Origin of the sequence: Halorubrum sp. 48-1-W, from assembly GCF_003287355.1 — an archaeon.
GTDB lineage: Archaea > Halobacteriota > Halobacteria > Halobacteriales > Haloferacaceae > Halorubrum.
The window spans coordinates 1-14481 of record NZ_QMIM01000025.1 but is presented as its reverse complement, the minus strand read 5'-3'; the positions used below and the strand labels follow the sequence as shown (position 1 = coordinate 14481).

The 14481-nt window shown below is 71.5% G+C and carries 13 protein-coding genes and 1 pseudogene; 8 read left to right on the top strand and 6 right to left on the bottom strand.

The features are described from left to right. Positions 1 to 21 precede the first annotated feature (21 nt). Complete coding sequence (locus tag DQW50_RS12255; RefSeq protein WP_112079566.1) at positions 22 to 2049, bottom strand: type II secretion system F family protein; 2028 nt, start codon at positions 2047 to 2049, stop codon at positions 22 to 24. Beyond that, positions 2046 to 4484, bottom strand: coding sequence for a type II/IV secretion system ATPase subunit (locus DQW50_RS12250; protein WP_198664673.1), 2439 nt, complete (start codon positions 4482 to 4484; stop codon positions 2046 to 2048). Before DQW50_RS12250 ends, DQW50_RS12255 begins: the two co-directional genes overlap by 4 nt. Before the next feature lie 156 nt (positions 4485 to 4640). On the opposite strand from DQW50_RS12250, the gene DQW50_RS12245 reads away from it, so the two are divergent. The 6 genes from DQW50_RS12245 to DQW50_RS17885 all read left to right on the top strand — a co-directional run bounded on the left by DQW50_RS12245 (position 4641) and on the right by DQW50_RS17885 (position 11247). Then, entirely contained in the window at positions 4641 to 5534 is an 894-nt protein-coding gene (locus tag DQW50_RS12245; RefSeq protein ID WP_112079565.1) for a zinc finger domain-containing protein, read from the top strand. Positions 5535 to 5608: 74 nt separating this feature from the next. Further along, positions 5609 to 8677 (top strand): FAD-binding and (Fe-S)-binding domain-containing protein, encoded by a 3069-nt coding sequence (locus DQW50_RS12240; RefSeq protein WP_112079564.1) that lies wholly within the window; start codon positions 5609 to 5611, stop codon positions 8675 to 8677. Between the two features lie 139 nt (positions 8678 to 8816). Beyond that, the gene (locus tag DQW50_RS18190; protein WP_198664672.1) at positions 8817 to 8978 is read left to right on the top strand and encodes a hypothetical protein; all 162 of its coding nucleotides are present in this window, start codon (positions 8817 to 8819) and stop codon (positions 8976 to 8978) included. 132 nt (positions 8979 to 9110) lie between these two features. Continuing rightward, positions 9111 to 10508 carry a deoxyribodipyrimidine photo-lyase gene (locus DQW50_RS12235; RefSeq protein ID WP_112079563.1) on the top strand — a complete coding sequence of 466 codons (1398 nt, stop codon included), beginning with the start codon at positions 9111 to 9113 and terminating at the stop codon, positions 10506 to 10508. Between the two features lie 47 nt (positions 10509 to 10555). Further along, positions 10556 to 11002 (top strand): acyl-CoA thioesterase, encoded by a 447-nt coding sequence (locus DQW50_RS12230; RefSeq protein WP_112079562.1) that lies wholly within the window; start codon positions 10556 to 10558, stop codon positions 11000 to 11002. Between the two features lie 92 nt (positions 11003 to 11094). Next, positions 11095 to 11247 carry a hypothetical protein gene (locus DQW50_RS17885; RefSeq protein WP_157964865.1) on the top strand — a complete coding sequence of 51 codons (153 nt, stop codon included), beginning with the start codon at positions 11095 to 11097 and terminating at the stop codon, positions 11245 to 11247. A 28-nt stretch (positions 11248 to 11275) separates the two neighbouring features. Here DQW50_RS17885 and DQW50_RS12225 read toward each other — a convergent pair whose 3' ends face one another. Further along, positions 11276 to 11698 carry an SHOCT domain-containing protein gene (locus DQW50_RS12225; protein WP_112079561.1) on the bottom strand — a complete coding sequence of 141 codons (423 nt, stop codon included), beginning with the start codon at positions 11696 to 11698 and terminating at the stop codon, positions 11276 to 11278. A gap of 94 nt (positions 11699 to 11792) precedes the next feature. Between DQW50_RS12225 and DQW50_RS12220 the strand changes: the two genes are divergently transcribed. After that, entirely contained in the window at positions 11793 to 12437 is a 645-nt protein-coding gene (locus tag DQW50_RS12220; RefSeq protein ID WP_112079560.1) for a non-canonical purine NTP pyrophosphatase, read from the top strand. Positions 12438 to 12479: 42 nt separating this feature from the next. On the opposite strand, the pseudogene DQW50_RS12215 reads toward DQW50_RS12220, so the two are convergent. Next, a pseudogene (locus tag DQW50_RS12215) lies at positions 12480 to 12947 on the bottom strand (hypothetical protein); the annotation flags it as partial. A gap of 26 nt (positions 12948 to 12973) precedes the next feature. Then, positions 12974 to 13171, bottom strand: a complete 198-nt coding sequence (locus DQW50_RS18860) for a hypothetical protein (RefSeq protein ID WP_241964411.1) — start codon at positions 13169 to 13171, stop codon at positions 12974 to 12976. 329 nt (positions 13172 to 13500) lie between these two features. Between DQW50_RS18860 and DQW50_RS12210 the strand changes: the two genes are divergently transcribed. Further along, positions 13501 to 13920 (top strand): hypothetical protein, encoded by a 420-nt coding sequence (locus tag DQW50_RS12210; RefSeq protein ID WP_112079559.1) that lies wholly within the window; start codon positions 13501 to 13503, stop codon positions 13918 to 13920. Between the two features lie 18 nt (positions 13921 to 13938). Here DQW50_RS12210 and DQW50_RS12205 read toward each other — a convergent pair. Then, the coding region (locus DQW50_RS12205; protein ID WP_133258792.1) for a CDP-alcohol phosphatidyltransferase family protein at positions 13939 to 14481 on the bottom strand (543 nt) is incomplete at its 5' end.

Sequence of the window (14481 nt, the reverse complement as noted above, 5' to 3'; positions counted from 1 at the left end):
CGGTGCGGTCGACGACCCGCCTCAGATTTGCCCGATGGCGACGAAGCCGGCGTAACAGGCAGTCACCAGCACGCCGGAGTGTAAGAGGGCCCCATACCTGCCGCGAGCGGCGGCCCCCGCGAACCACCCCGACGCGAGCATCGTCGCCTGCGCGACCACGTAGAGCCGGAACCGTTCCAGTTCGGGGTGGACCAACTCGGGATCGAAGGGCGCGTCGAGCGCGGCCGCGAGCGCGAGCAGGCGGTCCGTCTCCATCACGCCGGCGTTGATCGCGGCGACGGCCCCGCCGACCGACAGCGCCGCGACCCACCCGACCACGACGTATCGACGCATCGCCTCGCGGAGCGCGCGCTTCTCGTGGGTCAGCCGGTCGACCTCGACCTGGAGCGTCTCGAACACCTCGTCGACGGCGCTCCCGGCGTCCAACGCCCCGGCGACCAGCCCGACCGTCCGGGCAGCGAGGGGCGTTCCGACGCGGTCGACGAACCGGTCGAGCGCCGTGACGCGTACGTCGCTGCCGACGGCGGCGGACGCGTCACGGCCGGGAGTGTTCGGGTCGGGTGCGTTCGGATCGGGGGCACCCGTGTCGGCTGTACCCTCCCCGGCGGTCGTCAACGAGAGGTTGAACGCGAGGTCCGCGACGTCGTCGGCCAACACCCCGAGGTCCGTCTCGCGGGCGGCGGTCGCGACCGCGTCCGGGAACGGACGGCCGACGGACGCCTGCGCCGAGACCGCGTAGACGAAGTCGGCGACCCGGCGGTCCTTCGCGTCGTCGATCCGGTCGCGACGGGCGGCGACGACCCCGACCGGGAGCGCGAACGCGACGTACGCCAGAAGCGAGACGTTCACGAGCGGGTAGCCGGCGTAGGCGAGATACCCCGCCACGGCCGCCGTGGGGACGGCCGCGACGAGCGACGCGCTGGCCGGGTTCGACGGCGCGGACGCGAGCACGCTGGGGAGACCCCTCGGCCGACGGTAACTCCTGCGAGTGTCGACGGGCCGGAGTGCGCCGGTGGCGGCGATGCCGACGAGTCCGACTGCGAGCAGGAACCCGACGGAGGCGTAGACCGCGACCGCGCGCGGCGAGACGGCCCCGACCGGCGTGTCGACCAACCGCGAGAGATCGGGCACGAACACGCTCGTGACCGAGACGGCGACGACGAGCAACGCGGGCAACACGAGCACGAGCACGAACAGCTCCGCGATCGGTTTCAGGTACCGCCGGGCCCGCGTCCGGGCGTGCTCCTGTCGGTGCGCCAGGAGGCGGCTCTCGGTCCGGAGGAACTCCGCGAGCGCCTCGTCGCCCGCCGAGACGTGCTGGCGGAACTTCAACAGGAACGGCGCGAGCAGGTCCCGGGAGGGCGTATCGCGGGCGACTCTGCGGAGCCCGGCGTCGAGGCTTCCCGTGAGCCGTGCGGCGTTGAGCGCCTTCCGGAACGACACGGCCGCGCCGCCGTAGGCGTCGTTCTCGGCGACCTTCGCCACGAGGGTCCGAGCGTCGTCGCTCCCCGAGGAGAGCGCGTCGAGGTACCGGACCGCGCCGGGGAGCGTCCGCTCGATCCGCGTTCGGCGCGCCGAGACCAGCCACCGGAGGTAGAGCCCGCCGGCGCGGACCGTCGCCCGCTTGGCGAGGAGGCCCACGACCGCCGACAGCCCGACCGCGAGCGCGACCGGCGGCGGAGCGGGGACCGCGACCGACACGCGAGCGTCGAGGCCGTCGGCGAGGACGGTCGAGACCCCGGGGGCGACGGCGAACGCGAGGAGAAACGCCGGAAGGGACGCCGCGAGACACGCGACCCACGAGAGCGCGTACGTCCGCGCGAGGTACGTCTCGAACCCCGTCGACGGGTCCGCCCCGCGGTAGCGCTGTCTGTCGACGTCGTGGCGACGGTCGTCGGCGTGTCGGGCGAACAGCGCGTGGAGTGTCCGGTCGAGCCCACCCGATCCTGACGAACGGGGACGATCGGCGGAGCCGGACGACCGGGCGTCGCCGACGTCGGATCGAACCGCCCGGTCGGCGCGGGCGGCCCCCCGTGTGTCGCCGCTCACGGCGAACCCCCGGACCGCGCGTCGTCGCCCTCGATCGACCCGTCCGCGCCGGTCCCGCGCCGGATCGAGCGCGCGGCGCGCTCGACGGTCGCGGCCTCGTCGGCCCGGAGGTCGGCGAGGAACTCGAACAGCTCGTCGAAGTCGTCGATGCCGTCCCGGACGAGGTACTCCACGTAGCGGTGTTTGGCGGCGAACTCGGACTCGACCGCGTCGAGGTCGCGGTCGGTCCGCTCGGCGAGCCGCGCGAGCGCGTGGAGCCGCCTGCCGCCGTCGGAGTACGACCCCCCGGCGTCCGCAGTCGGCGCGCCGTCCATCCGGAACCCGCCCGCGGGGTCCCGCCACGCGACCGTGTTGTAGTGGACGGCCGTGTCGCCGCGCTCGACGACGCCGGCCCCGCCGTGTTTCGGGTCGCCGGTCCGACTCCGGGTCGCGGCCGGATCGAGCGCGTCGTACTCGGCGGGCGAGAGCGGCTCGACCGCCTGGGAGACGTACCGGTCCCCGCCCACCTGCCGCGGGAACACGACGAGGTCGACCTCCCGGAGCAGGTACGGCGGGAGCCCGCGCTCTATCGCGCGGTTGACGAGCGTCTCGACGTCGGCGGCGTGTGTCGTACCGACGACCCCGTGGCCGGTGTTCACCGTCTCGGCGAACGTCTCGAAGCTGGCGGGCGTGTTGATCTCGGCTATCACCTCGATATCGGGGTTCAGGTAGTTGGCCTCCGTCATCAGCGTCGCCATGCTCACCGCCTTGTAGTCGTTCTCGTGGTCGCGGGTCGTCAGCGCCACGCCGGTCTCGTGTGGGAGCTGTACCTCGCGGGAGCCCTCGTCGATGGAGATCGGGCGGTCGTCGAAGGGGATGAAGGGCATGTGGGCGTTCATCAGCGTCGTCTTGCCCGCCCCCGTCGGCCCCGCGAAGAGGACGACCCCGCGGTGTTCGTACAACAGCCACAGCAGGGTGACGAGCTCCGTCGAGAGCGCGTTTCGGGCGATCAAATCGACCGGCGTCAACGGGTCGGGGGCCTGCTTCCGGATCGAGACGTGCGGGCCGTCCGCGGAGATGACCGGCAGCGCGACCGCACACCGGACGGTCTCGGGGACGTCGGGGACGTCGAGGTTGACCTTCGCGGAGGGCGTCGAGGCGTTCAGCTCCACGCCGTCGCGGGCCGCCAACCGCGTCACGACGTCGACGAACCGCGACTCGTCGGTGAACGCGAGGTTCGTCGGGATCCGCCCGCCGCCCGCGAGCGGGTCGAGCCCGCGCCGGTCGTCCGTGGCCGCGTCGCTGCCCGCGCTCCCGTGGCCGGCGTCCTCGTCGGGCGCGTCGCTCCCGCTCGCCGCCGCACCGTCCCCGTCCGCCTCCCCCGACAACACCGCGGGGCGGGGGACGACCTTCACGCGCTCGCCGACCCGGTTGGCCTCGACGTCCTCCAGGTGCGGGTCGCGTATCGGGACGGTGAGGACGCCCTCGCCGACGAAGTCGCGGAGCACGTAGTACACGAGGTCGTCGAGGCGGTCGTCGGCGTACGTCGGGCCGACGCTCGGGGCGACCAGGTCCCGGTCGGCGAGGGCGCGTCGGACGCGGGTGCGGGCGGTCGCGAGCCATCCCCGGGGAGCGGAACCGCCGGCGAGCCGACGCGAGAGGTACCGTCGGGCGTGCTCGGCGACGAACGCGGTCCGGTCGTCGATCAGCCGGTCCACGGGGGTCTCCCAGATCCGGCGCGCACAGTCGCGGATGAGCGCCTCGTCGCCGGGGAGGAGGTCGGGTTCGAGCGCGGCGTACTTGGTCTCGAAGGCGTCCGAGCCGAGCAGCCGCTCGCGGTAGATCACCACGTCGACGGGGTAGCCGGCGAACTCGACGGAGTACCGCGCGAGCCGCTCGCCGGCGACGCGCTCGACGTACTCGGCGTCCGCGTCGACCCCCGTCTCGAGCGGGGCGAACGCGTCGGTGTGGACGACGAGCTCGCGGTCGTCGCCGACGTCGGCCACCTCGATCCGGCCGTCGAGCGCGATCGGGGTGAGGTCGCCGAACAGCCGGAGCTCGCACAGCGCGTGGTGGTCGATCCGCCGACGGGCGGCCGCGGTCGTCGAGAGCAGCCGGTCGAGCACCCGCTCGTACTTCGGCTCGAAACCCGCGTTCGCGCGCTCTATCGCGCCGGCACGGGTGAGCGGCCGGCGACCGTGGACCGCCGAGAAGTGGTCGCGGACGGTCCGGAGCGCGCGCTCGTCGGCCGGCGAGAGGGGCGGTTCGCGGACGTCGTAGCCGAACCGGCCGCCGTCGCGTTCGCGGACCGTCGCGACGACGCCGGGCGCGGACTCGTACTGCGCGCGGACGTCCGGGGCGTACCAGGCTTCGGGGTCGTCGGGCGGGACCGGCGCCGGAACCGAGGCGTCGTCGTCCCCGGAACCGCCGCCGATCCGCAGGGTGGGAGTGGTCACGTCGCTGCACCTCGTCTACTCGACCGAAATCTGGCGATCGGATATAACTATTCTCTTTTTCTGACATGTAGTTTCAGGACGTTGAAACGCGACGACGGCGGTCCGGTCCGCCGGGCCCGAAGAGGTTTGTCGTCGGGGGCGGAACCGGCGCGGTAGATGGTCTCGGACGAGGACCTCGGGCGACGGGCAGCCGCCCTCGACGACTCCGTGGTCGTCTGCCGGATCGACGGCGACGCCGACGTCCCCGCCGGGGTGTTCCCCGGCGCTCGCGTCGCGACGATCGCGGACCTCGTCGCCGAGGCGGACGGCGACGCCCTCGGTCACGTCGACGCCGTGCTGGTCGTCGTGGGTCCGACGCTCGGGGCGGACCGGGTCCACGACGCGTTCGACGCGCTCGACGCGCTCGACGCGCTCGACGCGTTCACCGTCGCGGTCGTCCCGGCGGGCGTCGAGCCCGAGTCGCTGAGGACGGTGCGCCGGCGGGCCGACGCGACGCTACTCGCCGGAGACGACGGACCCGCGGGGACGGTCCGGACGTTCCTCGAGGCGGTTCAACGGCCCGGCTTTGTCAACCTGGACCTGGCCGACGCCCGGACGGCCCTCGCCACCGGGATCGCCGCGGTGGGAACCGGGTCGGCGAGAACGGGGGGATCCCCGACCGCCGACCGCGACGCGCCCGCACTCGCGGTCGACGAGGCGTTCGGCCGGCTGCCGGAGGGCGTCGATCCCACCGGGGCGAGCGCCGCGCTCGTCGACGTAGTGGTCGACCCGGAGACCAGCATCGCCGCCGCGACCGACGCGATCGCTGCGGTCCGCGAGCGGATGGACCCGGACGCGAACGTGATCTGGGGCGGCGCGGTCGACGAGGGCGCCGTGGACGAGGCCGGCGTCCGGATCGTCGTCGCGGACGTCGGCTACGCCCCGCCGCTCGCCGGCGGCGACCCCTGTCCGCGCTGTGGGACCCCGTTGTCGACGTACGCGTTCGGCACGCGCGAGACGCTCTCGTGTGACGGCTGTGGCTACTCCGGCGTCGCGGTCCGCCGCGACTGAGGTCGCCGTCAGGGTCGTCCGCCGGAAACCTCATGAACGAATGTTTTATTCGTCGGTCCGCACCCTGGTAGGGTATGGCAACCGACCCGACTCGGGAGGAGGGTCCCGCGTTCGACACGTCGACGGCGTCGCTCGGGCACGACCGGCCGGACGTCCCCGCCTACCGGGCGCTCGCAGCGGACCTCCGCGAGCGCGTCGACGGCGAGGTCCAGTTCGACGAGTACGCACAGGTGCTGTACGCGACCGACGGCAGCATCTACGGGGCGCGCCCCGCGGGGGTCGTCTCGCCGCGGTCGGTCGCGGACGTCCAAGCAGCGATGCGGGTCGCCGCCGACCACGGCGTGCCCGTCCTCGCACGCGGCGCGGGCTCCTCGCTCGCCGGGCAGACGGTCGGGCCGGGCTGTGTCGTGCTCGACTTCTCGCGGCACATGGACGGGATCGTTGAGGTCCGCCCCGACGACCGCCGCGCCGTGGTCGAGCCGGGCGTCGTCCAGGACCGCCTCGACGCCCGGCTCGCCGAGGACGGGCTGAAGTTCGCGCCGGATCCGGCCTCCTCGGCGCGGGCGACCGTCGGCGGCGGGATCGGCAACAACTCCACGGGCGCGCACTCGGTCCGGTACGGGATCACGGACGCCTACACCGAGGAGCTGACGGTGGTGCTCGCGGACGGAACGCTCATCGAGACCCGTGAGGTCGTCCTCGACTCGCCGGAGTACGAGGCGATCGTCGCGGGCGAGGAGGACAGCGAGCGGGAGGCGGCGCTGTACGAGACGGTCCGCCGGCTCGTCGAGGAGAACGGGGCGGAGATCGACGAGCGGTACCCGACGCTCAAGCGGTCGGTCTCGGGGTACAACCTCCACAAGGCCATCTACGAGAACGACGAGGGCGAGGAGGTGATCAACCTCTCGAAGCTGTTCGTCGGTGCGGAGGGCACGCTCGGCGTCGTCGTCGAGGCGGAGGTGTCGCTCGTCACCCGCCCCGAGGAGACCGCGCTGGCGCTGTACTGCTTCGACTCGCTCTCGGCGGCGATGCGGGCGGTCCCGGAGGCGCTCGAGTTCCCGGTGAGTGCGGTCGAGCTGATGGACGACGAGGTGTTCGGGCTCGCAGCGGGCTCCCCGCAGTTCGCGGAGTACGCCGAGCCGATCCCCGACCGCGCCGCGGCGGCGCTCATGCTCGAGTGGGACTCCGAGCTGGTCGACGACTTCGAGACGGCGGTCGCCGACACGAACGCGTACTTCCTCGAGGCGGGCGACGCCTTCGACGTCCTCGAGGCGTACACGGCCGCCGACCAGGCCGACCTCTGGAACCTGCGAAAGGCCGCCATCCCGCTCCTGATGAGCATGGAGGGCGACCCGAAGCCGTACCCGTTCATCGAGGACGCGTCGGTGCCGCCCGCGGAGCTCGCCGAGTACGTCGGGGAGTTCGAGGCGGTGCTCGACGCCCACGACACCTCGGCAGCGTACTTCGCACACGCCGGGAGCGGTACCCTCCACATCCGGCCGATCCTCTCGTTGAAAGAGGAGGAGGGAATAGAGAAGATGCACTCGATCGCCGACGACGTCACCGACCTCGTGTTGGACCACCACGGGGCGTTCTCGGGCGAACACGGCGACGGGCTCGCCCGAACCGAGTTCAACCCGAAGATGTACGGCGAGCAGCTCTGGACCGCCTTTCAGGAGCTCAAGTCGGCGTTCGACCCCGAGTGGCGGCTGAACCCCGGGAAGGTCGTCTACGTCGACGGCGAGACAGCGAGCGAGCGCGGCTATCCCGAGACCGCCGCGGACACGGACATGCGCGAGCACCTCCGGTACGGGGCGGCGTACCAGTCGATCGAGCCACGGACGACGCTCGATTTCGACGACGAAGGAGGGTTCTCCCACCTCGTGGAGCTGTGTAACGGCTGTGGCACCTGCCGGGAGACCGACTCGGGCGTGATGTGTCCGACCTATCGCGCCTCCGGCGAGGAGATCCAGACGACGCGGGGACGCGCCAACATGCTTCGGGCCGCCATCAGCGGCGACCTCGACGACGACGAGATCCACTCCGACCGCTTCCAGGGGGAGGTGCTCGACCTCTGTGTGGGGTGCAAGGGGTGCAAGAGCGACTGTCCGACCGGCGTCGACCTCGCGAAGCTGAAAGCGGAGGTGAAACACGAACACCACGAGTCGGAGGGCGCGGGGCTCCGCGAGCGGCTCTTTCGCGACGTCGACCGCCTCTCGGCGATCGGGAGCGCGCTCGCGCCGCTGTCGAACGCAGTGACGAAGCTCCCCGGAGCGAGGCGGGTCATGGACGCCGTCGCGGGGATCGCGCCCGACCGCGAACTGCCGACGTTCCGCTCCGAGAGCTTCGAGGAGTGGTTCGCCTCCCGGGGCGGCTCGACGGTCGACCCCGCGGACGCGGTCGACACGGTCGTGTTGTTTCCGGACACCCACACGAACTACAGCTACCCGGCTGCCGGGAAGGCGGCCGTCGCGGTGCTGGAGACGGCGGGGATCCGCGTCGAGGTCCCGGACGACCTCGCGCCGTCGGGACGGGCTGCCTTCTCGACCGGCTTCCTCGACGTCGCCCGCGAGCGCGCGGAGGCGAACGTCGCAGTGCTCGCCCCGCGCGTCCGGGAGGGGACGTCGGTCCTCTTCGTCGAGCCCTCCGACGCGGTGATGCTCCAGGACGAGTACCTGGACTTGCTCGACGGCGACGCCGTCCGGGCGGTCTCGTCAGCCGCCTACGGCGTCTGTGAGTACCTCGACGCCGGTCGGGTCGACGAGCGGCTGGCGTTCGACGCGCCAGCCGAGTCGCTGACCTATCACGGCCACTGTAACCAGAAGGCGACCGACAAGGACCACCACGCGGTCGGCGTGCTCCGGCGTGCCGGCTACGAGGTGGACCCGCTCGACTCCTCGTGTTGCGGGATGGCCGGCTCGTTCGGCTACGAGTCCGAACACTACGACCTCTCGAAGGCGATCGGCCGGATCCTGTTCGACCAGGTGGAGTCGAGCCCCGGGGAGACGGTGACCGCGCCGGGCGCGTCCTGCCGTTCGCAACTCGGCGACCGCGAGGGGGAGACGGCCCCGCCGCACCCGATCGAGAAGGTGGCCGAGGCGGTGACCGGACCGGCGGGCACGACGACCGCGGGCGACGACTGAGACGAGTCCGGTCGCGTCCGGCGACGACTGAGGCGCCTCCGGGCACGGGTCGCCACGTTCGAGAAACCGCGATCGAGGAGGCGGGGATCGGGTCAACCGCCCAAGAGTTATCCCCGATCGAACCGTGTTAACGAATGCCATGTGCCATCACGTGGGCGAGGCGCTCTCGCCGGAGGAGATCCGGGAGCGTCACCGGTCCTGGGCGGCGGAAGGGGAGCCCGACGACGCGCCGGACGGCGGGCTCGACGAGCCGGCGGAGACGGACGAGCCGGACCCGCCGCGCGTGCCGGCGGGCGACTGACGCGACGGCGACGCGGGCCGGCACGCACGACGCCGGCACGCCCCGCCGCGAGTACCGCGTTTTTCACCCGACTGCTCCGAGAGCCACCGCCGCGGCCGGAGGACACTACACCGTTCGGCGCCTCCTGTCCGTATGGACCTCTTCTGGCATCGACGTGACCCCCGCACTCGAGACAACGCCGGACTGGCGGCCGCCGCTCGCGCCGCCACGGTCGCCGATCCGCTCGTTCCCGTCTTCGTGTACGACGCCGATCTCCTCGGGACGGTCGGGGCGAGACAGCGCGCGTTCTTCCTCCGGCACGTCGCACTGCTCGAGGACCGCTATCGTGAACTCGGCAGCGACCTCGTCGTTCGGGCGGGCGAGCCCGACGAGGTGCTACCGGCGCTCGCCGCCGAGTACGACGCCGAGACGGTCTTCTTCAACGAACACTACCGCGCGGCCCGGCGCAACCGCCAGCGACGCGTCGAGGACGCGCTCGCCGGCGCCGACGTCGCGACCGACGCCCGGACCGATCTCGTGTTGGTCGGCCCCGATCGATTGGAGCGGTCGTATCCGAACCACGGCCGGTTCCACGACGACTGGGAGCGGGTTCCGAAACGAAACCCGTATCCGGAGCCGGACGCCGACGCGCTGGCGACCGTCTCCGACGCTAAAACGGTTCCCAGGCCGGACGTCGATATCGACCTCCCGCCGGCCGGATACCGAGCCGCCCGTGAACGGTACGAGGACTTCCTCGACGGCGGGATCACCTCCTACGCCGATACCCGCGACGACCTCGCGCTGGCGGTCGAAGCCCCGACACTGGCGGTCTCGCGCATGTCACCGTACCTCTCGACCGGCGCGATCGGGATCCGGGAGCTGTGGGCGGACGCCGGCGACGTCTACGACGCCGTCGCCGGCGACGAACAGCGCAACGTCGACAAGTACCGGTACGAGCTCTCCTGGCGCGAGCAGATGTACCACCTGTTGTACTACAACCCCGACCTCGCCGTCTCCGACTACAAGTCGTTCCCCAACGAGATCGCCTGGCGTGACGACGACGCGGCGTTCGAGGCGTGGAAAGCGGGCGAGACGGGGTATCCGCTCGTCGACGCCGGCATGCGCCAGCTCGATCGGGAGGGATACGTCCACAACCGACCGCGGCAGGTGGTCGCCAGCTTCCTCACCAAACACCTGCTCGTCGACTGGCGTCGAGGCGCACGGTACTTCACGAAGCAACTGATCGACCACGACTACGCCTCGAACCACGGTGGGTGGCAGTGGGCGGCATCGACGGGCACGGACTCCGTGGACGTCCGGATCTTCGACCCCGTCAGCCAGGCAGGGAAGTACGACGACGGTGCCCGTTTCATCCGCGAGTACGTTCCCGAACTCCACAGCGTGCCTGCCGAAAAGGTGATCGACTGGCCGACACTGTCGCGTCGCGAGCGCGAGGACCTCGCTCCGGAGTACGCCGGTCCGATCGTCGACCGGAACGAGGGATACGAGCGAGCACAGCGCGTCTTCGAGGAGGCGCTCGGCAAACGGTAACGCGGCCGAGCCCCGAGGTCTTTGTCCGACGGGCCCTTCCGGATCGTATGCCGAGCGTCAGCGACACCTACATCGAGAACCGCCAGCGCGTCCAGCCGACCCACACCAACAACTACGCGTCAGCACACGGCGGCAACGTGGTCAAGTGGATGGACGAGGTCGGCGCGTTGTCGGCCATGCGCCACGCCGGCGAGACGTGCGTCACCGCGAAGATCAACGAGCTCGACTTCAAACGACCGATCCCGCAGGGGGACACCTGCGTGATCGAGTCGTACGCGTACGCCGCCGGCCGAACCAGCGTTCGCGTCCGACTCCGGGCGTTCCGTGAGTCGCCACGAACCGGCGAGCGGGAGCTGACGACCGACTCCTACTTCGTCTTCGTCGCCGTCGACGCGGACGGGTCGCCGACGCCCGTCCCCGAACTCACCGTCGACGGGGAGCGCTGCCGGAAGCTACGCGACGACGCGCTCGCAGCGGAGCCCGACGAGGGATAGGACACCCGTGCTGTTCAGTATGAGCGTTGGCTACTGTCCCGTGCTACCATTGGTTAAGTAACATATTTGTTTTGAAACGACATCTTTCCCGTATGACACGGTGTATTCATTGCGGAAAACCCTCCTCTGGCCGATTCAGCCTCGTTTTCGAGCGGGAGTCGGGACGACGGGAGATGGATCTGTACCTCTGTGAGCAGTGTATCGATCGGTTCGAGGCTGCCCCGGACGTTCACGTGGCCGAGTGACCGTCGGGGTGAGAACCGACCGGCCGGCTCAGGGGAACGTGGAGTCCGACTCCGTCTCGATCTCCGCCGTCCTCCCGTCCCGTATCCGGGGTCCGCCCCGATCGACCGCCCCCTCGAGCTCCTCGGTCTCCAGAAGACGGTCCAGCCGTCGCTCGAACTCCGCCTCGTCGATCTCGCCGGTCGCGTACCGTCTCCGGAGGGTGACGACCGGGCCCTCGTCGGTCGATTCCGTCTCCACGTTCGTCGTCCCTGCCGTGTCCGGGGACGAGACGAACGGGGCGTCCGCACCGAGTATCGCGACGACCGGGAGCAGGACCAGGAAGCCGAACACGAACGTCGCGGGGACGAGCACGCCCAACTCGAGCACCGCGAAGAGCGACGTCAACCCGAACGAGAGGGCTACGATGAGCCCCATGAGCCGTTTCTTTTCGAACCGTGGGAGGGCGACCATGAGCGGTGGGTTCCGGTCGGGATTGGAAAAGCGTGTCGCTGAGCGGAGCCCGCATCGACGACTATTCACGTCGCGCCCGCGCAGTCGTCGTCGAATGCTGCGATACGTGACGACGAACGCGGGCAAGGTCCGCGAGGCGGAGAGCTACCTGGCGGACGGCTCGGTCAGCCAGTTGGCGTTCGACTACACGGAGATACAGGCTGACGAACTCGCGCCGATCGCGGCCCGCGGCGCGCGCGAGGCGTACCGGGAGGCGGGCGAGCCCGTCCTCGTCGACGACGCGGGGCTGTTCGTCGAGGCGCTCGACGGCTTTCCCGGGCCCTACTCCTCGTACGTCGAGGACACGCTCGGGGTCGACCGAGTGTGGGAGATCGCCCGCTCGATCGAGGACCGCCGGGCAGGGTTCCGGTGTACCCTCGCGTACTGCGACGGCGAAGAATTCGCCGCCAGCCCCGACCCGATCGACCGGGGCGACCGCGTCGCCGCCGCGGCTGTGGGGCCGGACGACCCGGACGCGGACGGGACCGACGACGGGACCGACCCCCTCCCGGTCAAGCTCTTCGAGGGCTACGTCCCCGGGCGGATCGTCGCCCCGCGCGGCGACGGCGGGTTCGGCTACGATCCCATCTTCGAACACGACGGCGAGACGTTCGCGGAGATGGACACCGACCGGAAGAACGCGGTCTCCCACCGCGGGCGGGCGCTGGAGAAGTTCGCGGAGTGGTACGCGGACCGGTAGCGGGGAGGTACACGGAGTGGCACGCGGACCGGTAACGGGGAGTCACCACGTCCGCGTGTCCCGGTCCGGTCCGGGGTACTCACCGCCGACGACCTCGGGGTAGAGCCGTTCGGGCGAGAAGACGGTCGCGAACGCGCGCGGCTCGCGCACGCTGACCGGTAGTCGGTCGCGGAGCCCCACGGCTGAAGACGGCCCTGTCAGCGCCGGATCGAGGCTGATCACCTGCATCGCACTGCCGTGGTACGCCGACGCCAGCGCCGGGTGGTCGCCCGCGGGATGGGTCACGGGCTCGCGCCACGCGGCCACCTGCGCGCGCCAGTCGCGCGCGAGGTCCGGGTCGGCCAGCGTCGCCACCACCGCCTCGACGTCGTCGAGGAGGGCGTCGCTGGCGACGAGCGTCGTCCAGGAGTGTCCACGGAGGTGATCGAGCGCGTCGCGAGCAGTACCGCCGACGAGCAGGTCCGCCGCCAACACGTCCGCGTCGGCGACGACCCGCGCGGGGCTGGGTTCCGGTCGCCCGTCGTCGTCCGGAACGCTCATGGGTCGCCGTCCCGCTCCGCCCGGGCGTCCCGTTCCGTCCCGTCCTCTCGTTCCGTCCCGTCCTCTCGTTCCGTCCCGTCCTCTCGTTCCGTCCTGCCGTTCCGCGCTGCACGCCGCTCGGTGAGCGCGCGCGAGATCGCCTCCTCGTCGACACCGGAGCCGTCGGCCCGGTCGAACAGGTCGCCGAAGGTCATGTTCGTACCCTCCGCCGCCGTCCATATCGACCTTCCGGCCCGTCTCCGGGAGGGGAGTCCCCCCGGCGTGCCCGCGTCGTCTCCGCCGGCACGGGTCCCCACCGCAGCGTGGGACGGCCGTCGGACGCGGAGCACACGTCTGACGCGGGTATAAGTCGGTCCAGTCATCCGATCCGATCGGGCGCGTCGCCCCGAGCGGTTCGGGGTGGAGTGCCGATTCCCCCGGTTTCTCGGGCGACGGCGCGCGCCGTCGTCCCCGACACCGTTCGAACGGCGAGCCATGTGTAATCGTACCAAACAACGATGTGGGAGGGGCCCCTACTCGAGGTATGGTAGACGACACGTCCGCGACCGCCACCGCGGGTCGGATCGGATCGCTCACCTCGACGCACTGGGTCGGCGTCGCCGTCGCGGTCGTGAGCGCGCTCGTACACCTCGTGTTGGGGGTCGGGTTCGTCTCGGACTTCCTCGATACCGGGCTCACGGTCTCGCTCGCGATGGGCGTCTCCTTCCTCGTCGCGACCGCCGGCTTCCTCCTCGGGGTCTGGCTCGTCGTCACCGGGCAGCTCCGTCCGACGGTCTATCTGCTCGGGATCCCGTTCACCGCCGGCCAGATCGTCCTCTGGTACGTCCTCAACAGCCCCGGGCTTCCCGCTCCGCCGCCGATAAACCCGCTGTCGGCGGTCGACAAGGTCGCCCAGGTCGTCCTGATCGCGGTGCTCGTGGTCCTGTACCGTCGGGAGTCGTAGCGGGCGACGGAGACCGCCTCACAGCCGGCCGCTCGCGACGAGCCAGTCGCGCACGAAGGAGGCGACGACCGGCACCGTGGCGACGGCCGTGAGCAGTCGGGAGGCTCCCGTTCCTGGAACCGGCGACAGCGCGAGCCAGGTCGCGAGCATCGTCGCTGCGCCGATCGGGCGACGGACCCGACTCGGCCGGAGGTCGTGGGTGGGGAGCCCCCGCCGTCGCCGGCGTCGGAGACCGTAAGCGAAGAGGGGTCGGGCGAGCCCGACCGCGAGGAACGCGACCGGCGCGGCGCCAGCGACGACGGCGACCGTCGCGCCGACGAGGACGGTCGCCCCGTCGACCTCGACGTCGAGCTCCGCGCCGAGTTCGGTCACCGCGTCGGTCGCGCGCGCCACCGCGCCGTCGACCGCGTCGCCGCCGGCGGCGACCGCGAACAGCGCGCCGGCGAGCCAGCCGTCCCCGCCGCCCGCCGTCGCGGCCGGGTCGACGACCAGGTACGCGCCGAGCAGTGCGAGCGCCGACGCGCGAAGGGTCGTCACGGCGGTCGCCGCCGTTACCGGCTC